The sequence below is a fragment of the Streptomyces sp. NPDC107522 genome, assembly GCF_055657525.1.
This window is the reverse complement of sequence record NZ_JBVKAU010000004.1, coordinates 210,054-229,717: the sequence shown is the minus strand read 5'-3', so window position 1 is coordinate 229,717 and position 19,664 is coordinate 210,054. Positions and strand designations below refer to the sequence as shown.

General features: G+C 70.8%; 18 protein-coding genes. 12 read left to right on the top strand and 6 right to left on the bottom strand.

Annotation, left to right across the window (positions count from 1 at the left end):
- The first annotated feature begins 98 nt into the window (after nt 1-98).
- The 7 genes from ACZ7L6_RS14895 (at nt 99) to ACZ7L6_RS14865 (ending at nt 8,029) form a co-directional block, all read left to right on the top strand.
- Nucleotides 99-269: a DUF397 domain-containing protein gene (locus tag ACZ7L6_RS14895; protein ID WP_471923763.1), complete on the top strand. Its 171-nt coding sequence runs from the start codon at nt 99-101 to the stop codon at nt 267-269.
- Between the two features lie 285 nt (nt 270-554).
- Nucleotides 555-1,541 carry a hypothetical protein gene (locus ACZ7L6_RS14890; RefSeq protein ID WP_471923761.1) on the top strand — a complete coding sequence of 329 codons (987 nt, stop codon included), beginning with the start codon at nt 555-557 and terminating at the stop codon, nt 1,539-1,541.
- Nucleotides 1,542-1,591: 50 nt separating this feature from the next.
- Nucleotides 1,592-2,170, top strand: coding sequence for a Uma2 family endonuclease (locus tag ACZ7L6_RS14885; RefSeq protein WP_471923759.1), 579 nt, complete (start codon nt 1,592-1,594; stop codon nt 2,168-2,170).
- Between the two features lie 142 nt (nt 2,171-2,312).
- Nucleotides 2,313-4,712, top strand: coding sequence for an NB-ARC domain-containing protein (locus tag ACZ7L6_RS14880; RefSeq protein WP_471923757.1), 2,400 nt, complete (start codon nt 2,313-2,315; stop codon nt 4,710-4,712).
- A 348-nt stretch (nt 4,713-5,060) separates the two neighbouring features.
- Nucleotides 5,061-5,477 (top strand): SsgA family sporulation/cell division regulator, encoded by a 417-nt coding sequence (locus ACZ7L6_RS14875; RefSeq protein WP_471923755.1) that lies wholly within the window; start codon nt 5,061-5,063, stop codon nt 5,475-5,477.
- A 48-nt stretch (nt 5,478-5,525) separates the two neighbouring features.
- Nucleotides 5,526-5,957, top strand: a complete 432-nt coding sequence (locus tag ACZ7L6_RS14870) for a hypothetical protein (RefSeq protein ID WP_471923753.1) — start codon at nt 5,526-5,528, stop codon at nt 5,955-5,957.
- A complete protein-coding gene (locus tag ACZ7L6_RS14865; protein ID WP_471923751.1) occupies nt 5,954-8,029 on the top strand; it encodes an NB-ARC domain-containing protein in 2,076 nt (691 codons plus the stop codon). The genes ACZ7L6_RS14870 and ACZ7L6_RS14865 overlap by 4 nt, the downstream gene beginning before the upstream one ends.
- Here the strand turns inward: ACZ7L6_RS14865 and ACZ7L6_RS14860 are convergent.
- Complete coding sequence (locus ACZ7L6_RS14860) at nt 7,995-8,714, bottom strand: sulfite exporter TauE/SafE family protein (protein ID WP_471923749.1); 720 nt, start codon at nt 8,712-8,714, stop codon at nt 7,995-7,997. The genes ACZ7L6_RS14865 and ACZ7L6_RS14860 overlap by 35 nt on opposite strands.
- Nucleotides 8,715-8,932: 218 nt before the next feature.
- Here ACZ7L6_RS14860 and ACZ7L6_RS14855 point away from each other — a divergent pair, with 218 nt between their 5' ends.
- Nucleotides 8,933-9,457: an SgcJ/EcaC family oxidoreductase gene (locus tag ACZ7L6_RS14855; RefSeq protein WP_471923747.1), complete on the top strand. Its 525-nt coding sequence runs from the start codon at nt 8,933-8,935 to the stop codon at nt 9,455-9,457.
- Here the strand turns inward: ACZ7L6_RS14855 and ACZ7L6_RS14850 are convergent.
- The 4 genes from ACZ7L6_RS14850 to ACZ7L6_RS14835 all read right to left on the bottom strand — a co-directional run bounded on the left by ACZ7L6_RS14850 (nt 9,423) and on the right by ACZ7L6_RS14835 (nt 13,455).
- Complete coding sequence (locus ACZ7L6_RS14850; RefSeq protein WP_471923745.1) at nt 9,423-10,775, bottom strand: sensor histidine kinase; 1,353 nt, start codon at nt 10,773-10,775, stop codon at nt 9,423-9,425. The two genes, ACZ7L6_RS14855 and ACZ7L6_RS14850, sit on opposite strands and share 35 nt — an antisense overlap.
- Nucleotides 10,772-11,464: a response regulator transcription factor gene (locus tag ACZ7L6_RS14845; RefSeq protein WP_471923743.1), complete on the bottom strand. Its 693-nt coding sequence runs from the start codon at nt 11,462-11,464 to the stop codon at nt 10,772-10,774. Before ACZ7L6_RS14845 ends, ACZ7L6_RS14850 begins: the two co-directional genes overlap by 4 nt.
- A gap of 79 nt (nt 11,465-11,543) precedes the next feature.
- Nucleotides 11,544-12,731 carry a cytochrome P450 gene (locus tag ACZ7L6_RS14840; RefSeq protein WP_471923741.1) on the bottom strand — a complete coding sequence of 396 codons (1,188 nt, stop codon included), beginning with the start codon at nt 12,729-12,731 and terminating at the stop codon, nt 11,544-11,546.
- The gene (locus ACZ7L6_RS14835; RefSeq protein ID WP_471923739.1) at nt 12,721-13,455 is read right to left on the bottom strand and encodes a cyclodityrosine synthase; all 735 of its coding nucleotides are present in this window, start codon (nt 13,453-13,455) and stop codon (nt 12,721-12,723) included. Before ACZ7L6_RS14835 ends, ACZ7L6_RS14840 begins: the two co-directional genes overlap by 11 nt.
- 279 nt (nt 13,456-13,734) lie before the next feature.
- Between ACZ7L6_RS14835 and ACZ7L6_RS14830 the strand changes: the two genes are divergently transcribed.
- The 4 genes from ACZ7L6_RS14830 (at nt 13,735) to ACZ7L6_RS14815 (ending at nt 18,402) form a co-directional block, all read left to right on the top strand.
- Nucleotides 13,735-15,012, top strand: coding sequence for an aspartate kinase (locus tag ACZ7L6_RS14830; RefSeq protein ID WP_471923737.1), 1,278 nt, complete (start codon nt 13,735-13,737; stop codon nt 15,010-15,012).
- On the top strand, nt 15,012-16,076 hold the full coding sequence (locus ACZ7L6_RS14825) for an aspartate-semialdehyde dehydrogenase (protein ID WP_471923735.1): 1,065 nt from the start codon (nt 15,012-15,014) through the stop codon (nt 16,074-16,076). The genes ACZ7L6_RS14830 and ACZ7L6_RS14825 overlap by 1 nt, the downstream gene beginning before the upstream one ends.
- Before the next feature lie 452 nt (nt 16,077-16,528).
- The gene (locus tag ACZ7L6_RS14820; protein WP_398813463.1) at nt 16,529-17,200 is read left to right on the top strand and encodes a SigE family RNA polymerase sigma factor; all 672 of its coding nucleotides are present in this window, start codon (nt 16,529-16,531) and stop codon (nt 17,198-17,200) included.
- Nucleotides 17,201-17,355: 155 nt separating this feature from the next.
- Complete coding sequence (locus tag ACZ7L6_RS14815; protein WP_471923733.1) at nt 17,356-18,402, top strand: hypothetical protein; 1,047 nt, start codon at nt 17,356-17,358, stop codon at nt 18,400-18,402.
- A 25-nt stretch (nt 18,403-18,427) separates the two neighbouring features.
- Here the strand turns inward: ACZ7L6_RS14815 and ACZ7L6_RS14810 are convergent, their stop codons facing one another.
- On the bottom strand, nt 18,428-19,219 hold the full coding sequence (locus tag ACZ7L6_RS14810; protein ID WP_471923731.1) for an SURF1 family protein: 792 nt from the start codon (nt 19,217-19,219) through the stop codon (nt 18,428-18,430).
- Nucleotides 19,220-19,664: the final 445 nt, after the last annotated feature.

The following is a 19,664-nucleotide window of genomic DNA, read 5'->3' as shown; positions in this document are numbered from 1 at the left end:
ACTCTCAACTCATGCCGGGGCAGGGAGCCTTGGCGCGACGAGTGAAGGGGAACCGGTCTGTCTGCTGACCGCTTTGTGGTTGCACTGGCGCACCCGGCATGAGCATGTTCAAGTCGAGCTACAGCGACGACGAGGGCGGCGCCTGCGTCGAAGTGGCGTTCTCCGCCCGCATCCACGTCCGTGACTCCAAGAACCCCGTCGGCCCCGAACTCCACCTCACCGCCCCCGCGTGGGCGGCGTTCATTTCCGCAGTTCAGCCCGGGGCTTGAGCCTCGGGCTTCGAGCCCTTCCAATGGGGTTTCTGGGGTTTGGTTTGGCTCAAATCCAACCACCAACCAGGTTTGGACGTGAGTTGAGGTGACATGCCCCGAGTGGGTGACGTTCCGTGATCGGCTTGCGTCGGAACGTAAAGCCACTCTGGGTTCGCGGCAAATAGATCGGCCCCGGTCGGTGCGCCAACACCGGCTCCGGGGCCTCGACCTACGCATCGAATGGACCCTTCGATGGTGGCTTGCTCCTACCCTAGTCCTGCCCTGCCGTCCCCGTCCCACCCCATGGCCAAATCGGGCTACGGCAAACGCTACGCGGGTGACGAAGTCCCGCACGCGGACCCGGACTTCGCACACCTGAGCCCCCGCGACCGCGAGATCGCCGTCTTCATCGACCATCTCGACGAGGGCCACGCGATGGGCTACAAGGCGATCGCGGCGGAGCATCCGCGCTATGGCCAGCAGGCCGTGCGCACCTCGATGGGCCGCATCACCCTCGCCGGTCACCTGCGCTGGATCAAGGAGCACATCACCGTCGAGGACAACTCGATGCGGTGGGTCACGCGGACGTACTGGTCGCGTACGCGCAGGTCGGAGGAGTGGTGGGCGGACTTCGCGCGGGAGCGCCACGGCAAGGACGTCACCGAGGACCACATGCCGGGCCTGGCTCGTGCCGAGCAAGAGCAAGAGCAGGAGCAGGAGCCGACCGCGGAGCCGAACCCGCAGCCTGAGCCCGACGAGCAGCCCGGTGAGTCGTCTGCCGAGCAGCCCAGCACTGCCTACCGGACCCTCGCCGAACTCCGCGCCGCAGACGCACGTATGCCCCTGTCCGACCGCGACTGCCGTTCCCTCGAATCCCTCGCCGCCGAATGGCTGTCCCGTGGCGCGACGCCCCACGACATCACCAAGGCCCTGACCGACGGGCTGCCGCCCGCCGTCACCAACCCGGGCGGGCTCGTCCGCAACCGATTGGAGAACAAGATGCCCCCGAAGAAGGCGAAGGTCCGGCAGAAAACCGCCCGCCGTGCCCAGGTGACCCGCGTGATCATGGCGTGCGGGCTGTGTGACGCGGACGAGCGGACGACGGAGATCGTGAGCGGTCTGTGCCGCGAGTGCATCGAGCTGATCGAGGCGGAGGGGCCGGTGTACGGCCACGTCCCGGACACCTTCCTGCCCGGCCCTCGCGACGGCGGCGGTCTGCCCGGCGCGGACGAGGTCATCGACGTCACCGAGCGCGTCGACGCTCTGCGCCGGGCTGCGGGGCTGTTGTGAGCGTGCAGGAGGCGCCGGTCGGGGCACCATGGTGTCGAGGAGGCGACGCCATGACCCCCAGGACCGAGCACCAGCCGCTGATGACCGTCGAGGAGTTCGAGCAACTGGAACGCCACGCCCCCGACACCGTGCGGCTGGAGTTCATCAATGGAAAGGTCCAGGTCAAGCCCGTGCCGGACGGCAACCACAGCGAGATCTACATGTGGCTTCTGGAGCAGTGCATGCAACTGCGCTCCGACCTCCGGCTGCACCCCGAGCGAGGACTGAAGACCGAGGCGTACCGCAAAGGCCGTGCCAGCGCGGACGCCGTCCTGGTGCCCAAAGGCAGTCTCAGAGGGAAGGGCGAGTGGTCTGAAGCTGACGGTGTGCTGATGGCCGTGGAGATCACGTCGTACGACTCCGACACGAACCAGCGTGACCGCGTCGAGAAGCCCGACGGCTACGCCGCCGCCGGAATCCCCGTCTACCTCCTCATCGACCGCGACGACTGCTCGATCGTCGTGTTCAACCAGCCGGAGGACGGCCGTTACCGGCACGAGGAGAAGCTCCCCTTCGGTGCCACCGTCAAGCTCCCCGAGCCGGTGAACATCACCCTCGACACCGAGCCCCTGAAGGAGTTCGCGGACTGAGCGGACACGGCTCGCGGCGCGGCACCGGGAGACCGGCGAGTCACCCGAGAATCCGTCCGGCGAGATGAGCCTTCCGACGTCGCGGCTTCAACTGCGGTCACTTTCCTGACGATTGTCCCTTCGGCACGTCATCATGTGAGGCATGAGTGGCGTGTTCGAGGGGCGGCCCGAGGTGGCAGCGTCGGGGGACGGCTCGGTCGCGGCGGGGCGGGACATCGGTGTGGCCGCCACCGGTGAGGGCGCGATCGGGACGCAGATCGGGCAGTACATCGGCAGCCTCACGCTGCAGCCGGTCGACACCTATCCACGGCCGGCGTCCGTCGACTCGCCGCGTCGCCTGACCAACCTACGTGAGCGGCCACGCCTCTTCGTCGGCCGCGATCGTGAACTGGCTGTGTTGGACGCGGCATTGACGACGCCGACTGAAGCCGTCGTGCACGCGCTGCACGGACTGGGCGGCATCGGCAAGTCCACGCTGGCCGCGCACTGGGCGGCGCAGCAGACGGCGTACGCACCCGTCTGGTGGGTCACGGCGGACAGTACGGCCGCGATCGACGGCGGTCTGGCGCGCCTCGCCTCGGCGCTGCACCCGGCCCTGGCCGCGCACCTGCCGGAGGAACAGCTGAGCGAGTGGGCGTTGCAGTGGCTGGCGTCGCATCACGACTGGCTGATCGTCCTCGACGACGTCGCCGACCCGGCCCATGTGAAGCCGCTCCTGGCGCGGGCCCCGAACGGCCGGTTCCTGATCACCAGCCGGCGGGCCACGGGCTGGAACGACACCGCCGAGCCGGTCTCCGTCGAGGTGCTGGACGAGGAGGACGCCGTCCGCCTGTTCCGCAGGATCTGCCCGGACGCCGGGCCGGGCGTCGAGGCCGTCTGCGCGGAACTGGGGTGCCTGCCACTGGCCGTCCATCAGGCGGCGGCGTACTGCGAGGAGAGCGGTGCCACCGCCGAACAGTACGGTGCCCTCCTCGCCGAGTACCCCGACGAGATGTACGCGACGGCGGCCGAAGGCGGCGACCCCCAGCGCACGGTCGCCAGGGTGTGGCGCATCACGCTGGACCGCCTGGCCGCCGACGGCCCCGCCCTGCCGATCCTGCTGCGTCTCGCCTGGTACGCCCCCGAAGGCATCCCCCGCGCCCTGCTCGACTCCTTCGCCAGCCCACCCGTGGTCCACCGGGCTATCGCCCGCCTCGCCGCCCACAGCATGATCAAGGTGCATCGAGCCACCGACACGATGTCCGTGCACGGGCTGGTCCAGCGGGTGTCACGGACCGTGCAGCCCGGCGATCCGTACCGTACGGCGGAGGCGGTGACCGCCGCCCGGGAGGGGGCGACGCAGGCGCTGGCGAAGGCACTTCCGGGAGACATCCGTGACCCCGCCGGCTGGCCGGGCTGGCGTGCCCTGCTGCCGCACGTCGAGGCGCTCGCCCAGTACCTGCCGCAGGGCGAGGAGTCGGCGGACGCGGCACGACTGCTGGCCAGGGCGGGAAACTTCGCGGCGGTGCAGGGGATGCACGGACACGCCCGGCGGCTCTCCGAACGCGCGGAGCAGGGACTCGTACGGCATCTCGGCTCCGAGAACGTCGATGTGCTCACCACCCGCAGCCTCCTGATCGGCATGGGCGACGCGACGGTCGAGGAAGCGGTCCGGCACGCGGACACGTGCGAGCGGGTGCTCGGCGCACGGCATCCGGAGACGATCACGGCGCTGTTCGCGCAGGCGGAGGCGCACCGCAGGGCGAAGGAGTACGAGCGGGCGGCGGAGGCTCTGCAGACGGTCGTGCTGCTGCGCACGGAGGAGCTGGGCGCCGGACACCGGGACACCCTGCTGGCCCGTGCGGCGCTCAGCGGGGGCCAGGCCATGCTGGGAGACATGCGATCGGCGGCCCACACCCTGCAGAGCGTCCACGCCGACTGCGTGCGTGAGCTCGGCGAGCGGGACCCGGTGACGCTGGACCTGCGTGGACGCCTGCGCGGCCTTTCCAGCCCCGGTGACCTGCTGCTCACTCTCGGGCCGGATCTCATCACGGCCATCACCCACCAGTCCACGGACCGGATGAAAGACCTCGTCATACGAATGGGGGAGGCGGTCTCCCCCGAGGTGATGCAGGAATGGGCGGAGGGGCAACTCGCCGTCGCCCAAGCCCATTTCGCCGAGTGCGAGACGGTACTGGGCCCCGGTCACGAGGACACCGTGTACGCCAAGCTGCACCTGGCCATGCTGCACGGAATGAACGAGGACTCCACGGCGGCGATCACCCATGCCCGCGAAGCCGTCGAGACCGCCACGCGGTACCTGGACACCGGGGCTCCCGCGGCCTTCCTGGCCCAGGCCGTGCTGGCCGTGGTCGTCACGCTGGCGGCAGGCCCTTCCCAGACCGGCCTTCGAGAGCTGAGCGAGCAACTGGCGCAGTTGCAGAGCCTTCACGCGGGCACGAACAACGAGCTCCCGAACGTCCCCTTCCCCATGCTGCCCGCAGGCCCGGTCGACGAGCGTGTGTCCGACGACGCGGGATCGGCGGGCGAGGACGGCCGGTGAGCCGGAACGGTGGGCGTGGTGCGTCGGCCGGGTCGTCCGGCGAGCGTTCCGGCGCCGCGGGGCGGTCGGTCGGGGTGGCGCGGACCGGGGAGGAGCCGTCGCCGCCGTCGAGGAAGTGGTGGATGACTTCCAGCGGCAACGGGGCGATGCGGACACAAGGACGTTGACCGCCGGGGTGAGATCGCGGCCGTCCGAGGGCCCCTCGCGAAGCCGGCCTCCCTGTCGGTGTGACGCGGGTTACAGAAAAGGGCTTCTGAAGTGGCGTAATGCACGGTCCCCCCGGGCCGTCTCTCAGGCACACCGGTCGGTCCACCCGGCCGGTGCCCCGCCCTCGAACGGAGCCCCACCATGCACGTCACCCTGGAGCAGCCGACCGGCGCCCGTCTGATCACCGCCGTGGATCAGGACATCGCCATACCCGCCACGCTGCGCTACACCTCGGCCGACCCGCTGGCCGTGCACCTCGACTTTCCGCCCCATGTGACGCTGGACGGCGAGGTCACGACCTGGACGTTCGCGCGGGTGCTGCTGAGTGAGGGGCTGCGTGCTCCCGCCGGGCTCGGGAGGGTGCGGGTGCGGCCGTGCGGGGCGTCCCACACGTACGTCGAGTTCCACTCGCCCGTGGGGACGGCCGTGCTCCGGTTCGTCGCCGCGGATCTGTACCGCTTCCTGGCCCGCACGTACACCGTGATCGCGCCGGGTGAGGAGACCGTGGGGGCGGAGCTGGACCAGGGGCTCGTGGCGTTGTTCGGAGGGCGGGTGTGAGCACGTCTTCGCCCTCCCCCGGCGTCCGAACTGCTCCATGATGGGCGTATGGCGACTCGGTCAAAGGCGTTGGTGTGGACGGGAATCGGGCTCTGCGTCGCGGGGGCCGTGGGCTTGGTCGTGGGCGGTGTGCTGGACGTCGACGCGGCGGATCCCTGGGCGAGCGTGGCCGGGGGAGCCGCGGGGCTGATCGGGCTGGCGGTGACGCTCTACGCCCTCCTCGGACCGGCAACGGCGGCCGCACCGGCACCGGCACCTGCATCGCCGCCCACGGCCTCCGTGACCGCGAGCGGTACGCGTGCCGTCGCCGCGGGCGGCAGCATCGGGTCCGTGGCGACGGGGGACGGGGCCTCCGTCGCGCCGCTGCCCACGATGCCCGCCTCGCCCGCAAGGCCCGCGAACGGGCCGGTCACCGCCTCCGGGGAGCGTTCCGTCGCGGCCGGCGGTGACATCGGTTCGGTGTCGACGGGGGACGCGTGAGCGGGTCGGCGGAGGCGTCCGGAGAGCGTGCGATCGCCGCTGCCGGGTCCATCGGGCAGGCGGTCACCGGGGACGGCGCCGTCGCGCACTATGTGGAGTCGCTGACGTTGCCGCCGGAGGCGCTCGCGCTGCCGCCGCAGGCTGCGCCGGGCATGATCAACCTGCCGCAGAGAACCGGGCTGTTCGTCGGGCGGCAGTCCGAACTCGCGCGGCTGGACGTGGCGTTCGCCGGCCCGGACGGGGCGGACGGCGTGGTCGTGCAGGCGGTCCACGGCCTGGGCGGTGTCGGGAAGTCGACGCTGGCCGCGAAGTGGGCGGCGGGGCGGACGGCGTCGTACAACCCGGTGTGGTGGATCACCGCCGAGACGCCGGGGGAGCTGGAGGCGGGCCTGGCCGGCCTGGCGGTCGCGCTCCAGCCGGCCCTGCGGGACGTCCTGTCGCAGGAGGCGCTGGCCGAACAGGCGGTGCGATGGCTGGCCACCCACCAGGGCTGGCTGCTGGTGCTGGACAACGTCTCCGACCCGGCGGACGTACGGCCGTTGCTGGGGCGGACGACGGGCGGCCGCTTCCTGATCACCACGCGGAGAGCCTCGGGGTGGCACGGGATCGCCCAGCCGCTGGCGCTCGACGTACTCGAACCGGCCGAGGCGGTCCAGCTGTTCGAGCGGATCCACGGCGGGCCGGCCGAGGGCGTCGAGGAGCTCTGCCGTGAACTGGGATGCCTGCCGCTGGCGGTGGAGCAGGCCGCGGCGTACTGCGCGGAGGCGCGCATCACCCCGCGCGGCTATCGGGAACTGCTCGTCCGCTACCCCGAGCGCGTCTTCGCGCACGCGGCGGAGGGCGGGGACGGCGCGCGGACGGTCGCCCGGGTGTGGCGGGTGACCATGGACCGGCTGGCGGACACACCGGTCGCGGAGGACATCCTGCGGCTCATCGCATGGTGGGCGCCGGACGGGATTCCGCGCGCGTGCGTGGAGCCGCTGGGCGATGAGCCGGAGGTCACGGAGGCGCTGCGCCGTCTTGCCGCGCACAGCATGATCGGTCTGCACGCCGACGGGACGATCTCGGTGCACCGGTTGGTGCAGGCGGTGTCGCGGGTCGGGGAGGACGCCGCCGACGCGCGCGAGGCAGCGGCCGATCTGCTGAACGAACTGGCGGAGGACATCGCCGACACCGTGTGGATCACCCACGCGGAGGCGCTCACCGAGCACGCCCGGGGAGAGACCCCCGGGCAGTTCGAGATCCTGCTGACCATCGCCATCGGCAACTGGTACGCGGCGCACCTGTCCTACGGCCGGGCCGCCGAGCTGCACGAGGCCGCGATGGCCCTCGCCGAAAGAGTCCTGGGCCGACGGCACGAAGTCACCCTGATCGCCTGTCAGGCTCTCGCCCAGCGCTGTGAGGAGGCGGGCGACCGCGACCGCGCGATGCGGCTGCTGACCGACGGACTGGACGTGGCCAGTTCCGTGTTCGGACGCGACGCACCGCAGACGATCGAGGCGCGTACCTCGCTGGCCGAGCTGAAGTTGCAGCTCGGGGACCTCGACGGCGGGCTGTCCCTGGCCGGGAAGAACGCCCGCCGAGCCGAGCGCGCCCTGGGCGAGGACGCTCCGGAGACGCTCAGCGCCCATGCGGTGCTGGCGTGGGGATGGCACCTCATGGCCGAGTCGGATCCCGGCCGGCACGCCGCACGAGCGGCTGCCGAGATCGAGCGGCTGCTGGCCGGGGCGGTCCGCTCCTACGGCGCGTCCAGCGACCAGGCCCTTCGGCTGCTGTGGGAGCTCGGCGGCGTCCTCGAGGCGGCGGGGCAGCTCGCGGGAGCCGTCCGTCTGATCGAGGAGTACATCGAGCGGCTCTCGGCGTCGCCCACCAGCAGCGAGGTGCGCAGACTGCTGGCACGTCACCGGGTCGTCCGGTTGCTGTGGAAGGCGGGGGATCTGCCGCGCGCCCGCGAGCTGGCGGTTCCTCTTCTCGCCGAGCTGGAGCAGGTCTTCGACGCCGAGGTCGCCGCCCGGCTCCGCGGCGACCTCCTCCCCCTCACAGACCCCACAGCCCCTTCCCCACCGCCGTGACCCCACCCACCAGCGCCAGCCCCAACACCACCACCCGCGCCCGCTGTTCGGACGTCCGCTCGGCGAGCCACGTGCCGAGCACCCCGCCGATCACCATCGCCGCGACCACGGTCCCCCAGCGTGCCGCACCCAGCCGCGGCACGCCGTTCGCCGCCACCGAGAACGCGTTGACGACCACCCCGTACAGCTGCGCGTTCGGCACGAACTCCCGTACCGTCCACCCCGCGTTGACCGCGTACAGGGACACCGGCGGACCGCCCACCCCGGCCGCGGAGTTCATGAACCCGCCCACCGCACCGGCCGCGACCGCACCCCGCGTGCCGCGCAGCGCGGGGACGCGGGCGCCGCGCATGACCAGCAGTACGGCGGCCGTCACCAGTCCGCCCATCGTCAACAGCAGCACCGGCTCCGGAAGTCGGCGGGTCATCCACGCCCCCGCCGGGACCGTGCACGCCGCCGCCACGCACAACGGCACCATCGCCGCCGGGCGCACGCGACGCCACCCGCCCGCGAGCCCCACCAGGCAGATGACCCCCGCGGCACAGTTGGCGAGGGCGACCCCCTCCACCGGGCCCAGCAACAGCACCAGGGCCGGTACGGCGACCAGTGCGAAACCCATCCCCGTGAGCCACTGCACCGAGGCGCCGAGCAGCACGATGCCGGCCAGCAGTACGTCGCCCGCCAAGGTGTGACCCTCTTCCTCTTCAACGCCGCCGTCGCCGCGGCAGGAGGGCCGCCGCGTAACCGTACGGCCACCGCGCGCGAATTGGGCGCGCCCTTTCCCTGGGCTGTACGTCCCCTGCACGGGCCCTAACCAGTGCCACGCGAATCTGGAGTCACTTCCGCCGCACAGGCCGCGGACGGAGAGAAACCCCAGGTCAACCCACTCGCACTGGAGATGCAATGACTCGTAGGGCAAGCAGGTCCGTCAGCAAGCGCGTAGCCATTGTCACCGCCGCCGCCCTCGCCGCCGTCGGTACCTTTGCCGCCGGAGTCGGCGTCGCCGGCACCGGGTCCAGTGGCGAGAAGGCCGGCAAGAAGGTCAGCGAGAGGCAGATAGCCGGGCTGTTCGACACCTGGAACACAACCCTGCAGACCGGCGACCCGGAGAAGGTCGCGGACCTGTACGCGAGCGACGCGGTGCTGCTGCCGACCGTGTCCAACAAGGTCCGCGCCGACCGCGCCGCCATCGTCGACTACTTCGAGCACTTCCTGGCGAACAAGCCGGTCGGCAAGAAGATCGAGACGCATGTGAACGTCCTCGACGGGAACTCCGCGCTCGACGCCGGTGTCTACCAGTTCACGTTGACCGACCCGAAGACCGGCGAGAAGAGCGTCGTCAAGGCCCGCTACACGTACGAGTACGAGAAGCGCGGCGGCGAGTGGCTCATCGTCAACCACCACTCCTCGAAGATGCCCGAAGGCTGATCGTCACCTTCAGCCCGCCCCCGGGAGCGTCCCCGAGCGTCACGGTCCCGCCGTCGTCCGTCACCAACTGCTTGACGACGGCGAGGCCGAGACCCGAGCCGGACTTCCCGGTCAGGCCCTGGCCGCGCCAGAAGCGGTCGAAGGCGCGGGACTTCTCCGCGTCGGACATGCCGGGGCCCTCGTCGAGAACCGACAGCACCACTTCCTCGCCCTTGGGTTCGATCCGGACGGTGATCGTGCCGCCGTCCGGCGACACCTCAAGGGCGTTCGAGAGCACGTTGTCCAGCACCTGGTCCAGATGACCCGGGCTGGCCAGCACCAGCAGCCGGCCGTCGGCACTCCCCCTGAGCGCGATGGTGACTCCGCGCTCGTCGGCGGCCGGCCTCCACACGTCCAGCCTCTCGCGCACGATGTCCCACAGGGCCAGCGGCTCCGTCGCCGTCACTTTCGCCTCGGCCCGGGCCAGCACCAGCAGGCCGTTGACCAGGCGGCTCATCCGGACGACCTCGGCCGTGGCCTGTTCGACGTCCTCCCGTACGAACTCGTCGTCGACGCCGTCCGAGATGTTGTCCAAGGACAGGCGCAAAGCGGTAAGAGGAGTGCGGAGTTGATGCGAGGCGTCCGCCACGAAGATGCGCTGCGAGGCGACCAGCGTGTCCAGGCGCTCCGCGCCCTGGTTCAGCGTGCGGGCGAGGGTCTGCGTCTCCGGCGGGCCGGTCACCGGGGAGCGCGCGGTCAGGTCGCCGTCGCTGAACTTGCTGGCCATGGCGTTGAGTTCACGCAGCGGTGCGGTGATCCGGCGCGCGGCGTACGCGCCGATCGCGGCCGCCGCCGCCAGGACGAGCACGGCCAGGCCGGCCCTGAAGCCCCAGATCTGCCACAGCCGCCTGGTCATGTCCGAGGTCGAGTACACGATCCGTACGGCCGCGTCCCCCTTGGCGGGGACGGTGACCGTCAGGTGCTTGCCCCAGATGAAGTCGGAACCCCAGTCGGTCGTGGCCTCGTTCTTTTCCACGGCCCGGGTCAGCGCCGCGTCCGCCGCGGGCTTCGGCAGGTCGGGAACGCAGCTGCCGGTGGGGGTGACCTCGACGTCGCCAGGTGTCTTCTTGCTGTACGCCTTGGCCACCTCCGTCAAGGCGTCGCAGGAGGTGTCGTCGCCGTTGCCCAGCAGCAGCGCCATCGTGTTGGCCTCGCGCACGACGGACAGCTTGGTGTCGTCCCGCAGCTGTTTGGTGAGCGTGAAGGCGACCGGCACGGTGAACAGGAGGATGGCGACCGCGACGAGCAGGATGTAGCTGCGGATGAGCTGGCGGTTCATGAGGCGTCACGGTCTCCGGCGATCTCCAGCCGGAAGCCGACCCCCCGCACCGCCTCGATCGTGATCGCCCCGGCGAGCTTGCGCCGCAGCGCCGCCACATGCACGTCCAGCGTCTTCGTCGGGCCGAACCAGTTCGCGTCCCAGACCGCTTCCATGATCTGCTCGCGCGACATCAGCGCCCCGGGCTCCTCGGTGAGGAAGGCCAGCAGGTCGTACTCCTTTGGCGCGAGGGCCACCTCCTCGCCGTCCAGGCGGACGCGGGCCGCCTTGCGGTCGATGGTGAGGCGGGTGCCGTAACGGTCCGGACCGGCCTCGGCGGCAGCGGCGGGCGTACGGGGCTGCACACGGCGCATGACCGCTCGTATCCGCGCGATGACCTCACGGACCCCGAACGGCTTGGACACGTAGTCGTCCGCCCCGAGCTCCAGCCCGACCACCCGGTCCGTCTCGTCGCTGCGCGCGCTGATCACGATGATCGGCACGTCGCCGCGCTCGCGCAGCGCCTTGCAGACGTCGAGGCCGTCGGTGTCGGGCAGACCGAGATCGAGGAGTACGACGTCGTAGGGGTCGTCGTGGCTCAACGCCGCGGCACCCGTGGTGACCCACGCCACCTCGAAGCCGTAGCGCAGCAGTCCTCGCCGGAGCGACTCGGCGACCGGTTCGTCGTCTTCCACCAGCAGTACGCGCACAGGCGAACCATAGTGGTTGAACTTTAAAGACGGCCGGTCACCGAGCCAGCGGGCGATCAGCGGGTGGACAAAACGGCTGTTACCACATCACCGGCAACCGCTCCGGGATCCGCTTCATGAACCCGGTCCGCCACACCAGCTGCTCGATCGGCACCGCGAGCCGGAGTTCCGGCATCCGCTCCAGCACGGTCCGCAGGGCGATCTCCGCGTGCTTGCGGCCCAGCGCGGTGGCGGGGCAGTAGTGGCGGCCGCCGCCGAAGGAGAGGTGGGCGGTGGCGTTGTCGCGGCCGAGGTCGACCGTGTGCGGGTCGGGGAAGGCGGCCGGGTCGAAGTTCGCGCCCTCGACCAGGACCAGGACGAGTTCACCGGCCTTCACCTCCACCTCGCCCAGCCGTACGTCCTCCAGGGCGAGGCGCGGCAGACCGTCGCCGATGGAGAGGTTGATGCGCAGGAGCTCGTCCACGGCCGCCGGGATCTTTCCGGGGTCCGCGACCAGCTCGGCCTGCAGGTCCGGGTGCTGGATCAGCGACACCAGGGCCATGGTCAGGAAGCCCGAGGTGGAGATGACACCCGCGCCGAACATGGTCACCCCGACCGTCGCGAGCATCTCGTCGGTGAGGTGCGCGTACTCGGGGTCCGCGCGCAGGGCGGCCAGCTCGCCCATCAGGCCCAACGTCGCGGGGTCGTCGAGCCGCTCGGTCATGTAGGCGATGTCCCGGTCCCAGTTGAGCCGGGCGCCCGTGACGGGGCAGGCCGAGTTCATGAACGCGATGTCCAGGCTCCGCATCAGCTTGGGCGCGTCCGACGGCGGGATGCCGAGGATCCGGCAGTGCATGCCCGCCGAGTACGGGTCGGCGAAGCCGCCGCGCAGGTCCGCCGGGGCGCCCTCGGCGATCAGATCGCCGACGAGCTCGGCGGCGTAGGACCGCATCCACTCGGCCAGGCCGGGGCTCTTCGGGTTGAGCGCCTTCAGTACGGCCTTGCGCAGACCGGCGCCGGTGATGTTCCCCATGTTGTTGACGACCTCGGGCGGGATCGTCAGCGCGTACTGACGGGGGACGCCGGGGGCGGAGGTGTCCTTGAGGCTGAACCGCGGGTCTTCGAGGACCTGCTTGCACAGGTCGTACGACGACACGAGCCAGGCCTCGTCGCCGGCGATGGTGCGCACGCGCCGTACCGGGCTGTCGGCGCGCAACTTCTGCACTTCTTCCGGGAGTTGGTCGCCGCGCCAGGAGAACGGGAAGTCGATCAGGTCCTCAGTGAGCATCGGTGGCCTCCGTGCCGGTGGCCTCGGCCGGCGTGACGATGGCGTGCCCCTGGTTGCGGGAGGCGCGCAGGCCGGCGCCCCGGGAGTAGAGCAGCTCGGCCATCGGCAGGAGCTGGTGGTAGCAGTTCAGGGAGGAGGGGACGTCGAGGATGGCGGGGGTGTCGAGGAAGAGGGGTGCCTCGGCGCAGACGTAGGCGAGGCAGACCTCGCGCTGGGCGTCGGTCACCTGTCCCGACTTGCCGGCCAGGAAGGAGTCGACGAGCTTCTCGCAGGTCGTGCGGAACTCGTCGTCGGTGGTGAGCCGTGCCTGGAGGTGGTCGTGGATCTCGCGGTACGCCCTGTTGCCGCGGAAGTCGGACATGGCGTGGGCGCGCAGACGGGAGCCGCCGGGGTCGACGGACGCCACGGCGCCGAGGACCTTCGCCCGCACGCCGCGCAGGTTCTTCACCGCCTTGCGGCGCGCGTCGTCGGGCGGATAGCCGGACGCCGCGTACATCTCGGCCACGTACAGGTCCGTGTAGACGAAGTCCACCCGCTCGAAGAGGGCGAGGCCCCAGCGGGCGAGGTCGTGGACCCGGCGGGCGGAGAAGTAGCTGTTGCCCGGGGAGACACCGATGACGGCGTGGTCGCCGGCCGCGCGGATGACTTCGCAGTGGGGGGTGAAGGGCTGGATCTTGAAGACCTGAGTGACGTGCTGGATCTCGGAAACGGTCGCAGTCGTCAAAGGAGGAGAATCCTTCGCGTCGCAAGTCCCGATGGAGCCTTGTGCTCCTGGTGTGGCGACGACGACGCGAAGTTAGCGGTCGACTACGGAGAGCGTCAATGGTTGATCTTTCGACGTCCGGCGGCCGCCCCAGTGAGCTGCACCACTTCCCCGTGTGCCTTCGCCTTCACCGGGCAGGGACCAGCCGAGCGCCCGAATCTCACCATCTGGGAACCCCAAGGTCGTTTTCGGACGCTCGGTAAACTGAGCCGACACACACGGACTGAGCGAGGAGCGCACGTGGGCCTTGTCGTGCAGAAGTACGGAGGCTCCTCCGTAGCCGATGCCGAAGGCATCAAGCGCGTCGCCAAGCGAATCGTCGAAGCGAAGAAGAACGGCCACCAGGTGGTCGTCGTCGTTTCCGCGATGGGCGACACGACGGACGAGCTGATCGATCTCGCCGAGCAGGTATCGCCGATGCCTGCCGGGCGTGAGTTCGACATGCTGCTGACCGCCGGGGAGCGTATCTCCATGGCACTGCTGGCCATGGCGATCAAAAACCTGGGCCACGAGGCCCAGTCCTTCACCGGCAGCCAGGCAGGCGTCATCACCGACTCGGTCCACAACAAAGCCCGGATCATCGACGTCACGCCGGGCCGGATCCGGGAGTCCATCGACCAGGGCAACATCGCCATCGTCGCGGGCTTCCAGGGCGTCAGCCAGGACAAGAAGGACATCACCACGCTGGGCCGCGGCGGCTCCGACACGACCGCCGTCGCGCTCGCGGCCGCGCTGGACGCCGAGGTGTGCGAGATCTACACCGACGTCGACGGCGTGTTCACCGCCGACCCGCGCGTGGTGAAGAAGGCGAAGAAGATCGACTGGATCTCCTTCGAGGACATGCTGGAGCTGGCTGCGTCCGGCTCGAAGGTGCTGCTCCACCGCTGTGTGGAGTACGCCCGCCGCTACAACATCCCGATCCACGTCCGGTCCAGCTTCAGTGGGCTGCAGGGCACCTGGGTCAGCAGCGAGCCGATCGATCAAGGGGACAAGAAGGTGGAGCAGGCCATCATCTCCGGTGTCGCACACGACACCTCCGAGGCCAAGATCACGGTCGTCGGTGTGCCGGACAAGCCGGGCGAGGCCGCCGCGATCTTCCGTACGATCTCCGACGCCGAGATCAACATCGACATGATCGTGCAGAACGTGTCCGCCGCCTCCACCGGCCTGACGGACATCTCCTTCACGCTCCCCAAGGCCGAGGGCCGCAAGGCCATCGACGCCCTGGAGAAGAACAAGCACGGCATCGGCTTCGACTCGCTGCGCTACGACGACCAGATCGGGAAGATCTCCCTGGTCGGCGCGGGGATGAAGACCAACCCGGGCGTCACCGCCGACTTCTTCACCGCCCTGTCCGACGCCGGCGTGAACATCGAGCTGATCTCGACCTCCGAGATCCGTATCTCGGTCGTCACCCGCGCCGACGACGTCAACGAGGCCGTCCGCGCCGTGCACACGGCCTTCGGGCTCGACTCCGACAGCGACGAGGCCGTCGTGTACGGGGGCACCGGACGCTGATGGCGGGAACGGAGTCCCGCCGGCCGACGCTCGCGGTCGTGGGAGCGACCGGAGCCGTCGGCTCGGTCATGCTCCAGATCCTGTCCCAGCGCGCGGACATCTGGGGTGAGATCCGTCTGATCGCCTCGCCGCGCTCGGCCGGCCGCAAGCTGGCCGTGCGCGGCGAGGAGGTCGAGGTGGTGGCGCTCACCGAGGAGGCCTTCGCCGGGGTCGACATCGCGATGTTCGACGTCCCCGACGAGGTGGCCGCGCGCTGGGCGCCGATCGCCGCCGCCAGGGGTGCGGTGGTGGTGGACAACTCGGGCGCCTTCCGGATGAACCCGGAGGTGCCCCTCGTCGTTCCCGAGGTCAATCCGCACGCCGTGCGGATGCGGCCGCGCGGGATCGTCGCCAACCCCAACTGCACGACCCTCTCCATGATCGTGGCGCTGGGCGCCCTGCATGCCGAGTTCGGGCTGCGCTCCCTGGTGGTGTCCTCCTACCAGGCGGTGAGCGGGGCCGGGCGGGCCGGTGTGGAGACGCTCCGGCAGCAGCTGTCCCTGGTCGCCGGTACGGAACTGGGGACCAGCCCCGGTGACGTCCGGCGGGCCGTCGGCGACAACACCGGGCCCTTCCCGGAGCCGGTCGCGCTGAACGTCGTGCCGTGGGCCGGGTCGCTGCGCGAGGACGGCTGGTCGTCGGAGGAGATGAAGGTGCGGGACGAGTCCCGCAAGATCCTCGGGCTGCCCAGGCTGCCGGTCGCGGTGACCTGTGTGCGGGTGCCGGTGCTGACCGGGCACTCGCTGACCGTGCACGCCCGCTTCGAGGGCGAGGTCACCGTCGCCAAGGCGCGCGAGATCCTGGCCACCGCACCCGGTGTCGTGCTCTACGACGACCCGGAGGCCGGGGAGTTCCCGACGCCCGCCGATGTGGTGGGCACGGACCCGACCTGGGTCGGACGGGTGCGGCGCGCGCTCGACGATCCGACGGCGCTCGAACTCTTCGTCTGCGGGGACAACCTGCGCAAGGGAGCGGCGCTCAACACCGCACAGATCGCCGAGCTCGTGGCGGCGGAGTTTGCGTGAGGCTCCCCTGGCACCGGAAATCTCCAGGGCCCCGGCTGAATCGTTTGTAGGATCTGTGTGAAGAGTGTGAGCCGAACGATGGTCCGGACCACTTGATGCGGGCCTCTGCGGCAGCAGAAGATTTCCTCCCCGCCCTGCAACCGCTTGCAGGGCGGGGAGCGTCTTTGCGGTCGCCCTCCGGGGCCGTTCTGATGGATCTCCGCGCGACGCCGCGGAGATCCATCAGAACGGCCCCAGGGGCGTGGAGGCGCGTTTTTCTGGCGTGGGGACGCCATGAGCAGGGCGTGGGGACGCGCTGCTCACATGGACATAAGGGAAGAGCGGGTAGGCATGTGGGCGTTTGACGCACGGTCGGCTGTGCTGCCTGGCACGAGAGGCCCGGCTGCGGGGACTGACGCAAAAGTGACGTCCGGCACGTACAACCCTCGCGGGGGGACGCGTGTCCAACTGGCGTGGCAGAGGTACTCGACTTCACAGCGGCGACGCGCGGCACTGCGCTGCGCCCCCGCCGACCCCGCATGCCCGGCGCGCCCGGCGGCATGCCGGTGATCGCGCCCATGCCCGCAGCGCGGCCCGCCCGCATCCCCAGTCAGCGCGACGGCGCCGAGCATGCCGAGAACACCGCGGCGGCCGGTACGACCGTCGACCACCTCACCGAGACCTACCGGGCGCACTACCGCTCGCTGCTGGGCCTCGCCGCCCTGCTCCTCGACGACACCGCCTCCTGCGAGGACGTCGTCCAGGAGGCGTTCATCCGTGTCCACTCCGCGCGCAAGCGCGTCCGTGACCCGGAGAAGACGCTGGCGTACCTCCGCCAGACCGTAGTCAACCTGTCCCGCTCCGCCCTGCGCCGCCGCATACTCGGACTGAAGCTGCTGTCCAAGCCGATGCCCGACATGGCGAGCGCGGAGGAGGGGGCCTACGACCAGCTCGAGCGCGACTCGCTGATCCGGGCGATGAAGGGCCTGCAGCGGCGGCAGCGCGAGGTGCTGGTCCTTCGGTACTTCGCGGACATGACCGAGGCGCAGGTCGCCGAGACGCTCGGCATCTCGCTGGGGTCGGTGAAGGCGTACGGCTCGCGCGGCATCGCGGCGCTGCGGGTCGCCATGGAGGCGCCGGCATGAGCACGGACAACGACGGGCGGCGGCATCTGCACGTCCCCCATGAACACGAGCCGTCCGGGGGTCCCCCCACGCCTTTCGGGCAGTGGGGGAGGCGCGAGCCGACAGGCCGGCCGGACAAGCAAGAGCCGAAGCAATCGCACGCTGGGAACGGAACTGTGAACCACGGCCCCGAAGACCAGGGCCCCGAGGGGTTCGACTCGGACGAGCTGGCACTGCGCCGCATGCTGCATGAGGCGGTCGAGGAGATCGAGCCGCGTGACGGCACGCTGGACCATCTGCGGCGGGCGGTGCCCGCGAGGCGGGCGCGCAAGCGGCAGGCGCTCGTCGGCATGGCGGCCGCGGCGCTCTTCGTCGGCACCGCCGTCCCGGCCCTGGTGCACGTCTCCAACTCCACCGACTCCAGCGTCAACCCGGAGTACGCCGGCCACGGCGAGCAGGCGCAGGGCGGGGCCGGTCAGGGCAAGGAGACGGAGGGCGGCGAGAGCACCTCCGGCGGCTCCTCGGGCAAGACCGAGGACAAGGGCAAGGGGAGCGAGAAGGAGGAGGACAAGGGCACCGGCACCGGTCCCGGCAGCGGCTCCTCGGGCTCCGGCGACTCCTCGGCGACCAGCCCGGTCGGCGTCGCCGCGTGCACCGCCGACCAGCTCGCCGGGAGTGGCACCACCGACGTCCCCGACTCCTCCGGCGCGGTGTACGGCACCTTCAGCTTCAGCAACATCTCCATGGCCGACTGCACGGTGAGCGGTCCGGGCACGATCAGCCTCGCCGCGGGCGGAGCGGCGGACGGCACGAAGATCACCGACCTGCGGCACGTCGCCGGCGACGCGGCGGCCGGCCTGCCCGACCCGTCCGTGGAACTCGCCTCACTCGTCCTCAAGCCGGGCGAGTCGTACCAGGTCAAGTTCGCCTGGGTCTCCTCGGAGGCCTGCCCCACGACGAGCGACCCCACCGGTGGCAGCACGGGCGGCCCCGACGACCCCACACCCACCCCGACCCAGACCGAGAACAGCACCGGCACGACGGACGGCACCTCCACGGGTGGCGACACCGGCACCTCCACCCAGCTGATGCGGGAGGACACGACGGCCGACGGAAGCGTCACGGTCGTCAACACGTCGGCGGCGGGTACGACGGCCACGGTGACGGTGTCGAACGCGTGCGCGGGCACCGTCTACTGGACGGGCGTGCTGACGGGGGCGTGACGCCCTCGCCCCCACCCTCTCCCTCTCAGACGCCGGACGGGCTGGAAACAGGCTCCTCGTCCGGCGTCAGGCCCAGCTCCGCGTCCCGGGCGAACTCCACCTCGCGGCGCAGCAGGCGGAACCACATGAAGACGACGAAGCCCGCGAAGACGAACCACTCGCCGGTGTAGCCGAGGTTCTGGAAGGCCTTCAGGTCGAGGCCGGTGTCGTTGGCGGCGGTCACCGGCACGGGCTTCATGCCGGAGTCGGCCTCGGTGAGGGTGATCCAGGCGTCGTAGACGTCGTACGACACCAGGTTCACCAGCGACGCCGCGCTGATCGCCGACGTCTGGCCGGACGGCAGGCCACCCTGCGCGGGCACGCCGTTCTCGCCCGGCACCTCGGACGCCTGGAGCGCGCCGGTGACCGTGACCTCGCCGGTGGGTGCCGCCGGGGCCGCGGCCCGCTTGGCGGTGCCGGGGAGCCAGCCCCGCACGACCGGCAGGGCCTTGCCGCCGTCGGTGCGCAGCAGCGTCAGGACGTAGAAACCCCGCTTGCCGTCCAGCTCCCGGTCCGGCACGAGCAGCTGCTCGCCGTACCGTCCGCGCGCGGTGACCCGCCGGCCGACCGTCGCCTTGTCCACGGGCAGCAGCTCGGTGAGCGGACGAGCCGCCTCCCGCTTGTTCTCCGCCGCCTGCTCACCGGCGCTGCGATGGTCGTCCACCCGCGCCTCGAACCGGCTCAGCTGCCACGACCCCATGAACACGCAGAACGGGATGGCGAGCAGTACGAAGACGTTGATCCCCCACCAACGGGGCGTCAGCAGAAACCGGTACACGCCCTCAACGGTACGGGGCTCCTGCGGAGGGCTGGGCCGCGGGGTCGTGGGCTCGGGCTGTCCAGCCCGCCCGGTGTCCGAGTTCGAGTACAGCCGTCCTCAGCCCCCGACGACACGTCGCCCGCGCCGCGGTGGCTGACGCCGGTGCGCGACGAACGGCCGTCGGGGGCTGGTCGCGCAGTTCCCCGCGCCCCTTGGGGACGATGCCGGTCCGCCACTTTTCAGGGCGGGTCGGCTGCATTCAGCCCGTCCGGCGTTCGAGGACGAGGTGCGGCCATCTTTTGACGCCGGTCCGTATATCCAGCCCGTCCGGCGTTTGAGGACGAGGCCCTTTCGGGGCCGACGGGGGTCCAGGGGGCGGAGCCCCCTGGCGGGGTGGAAGGGGCGGAGCCCCTTCAGGATGGGACGGGTAGGGGCGGCGGGGGCGATGCAAGGTTTGCGGAGT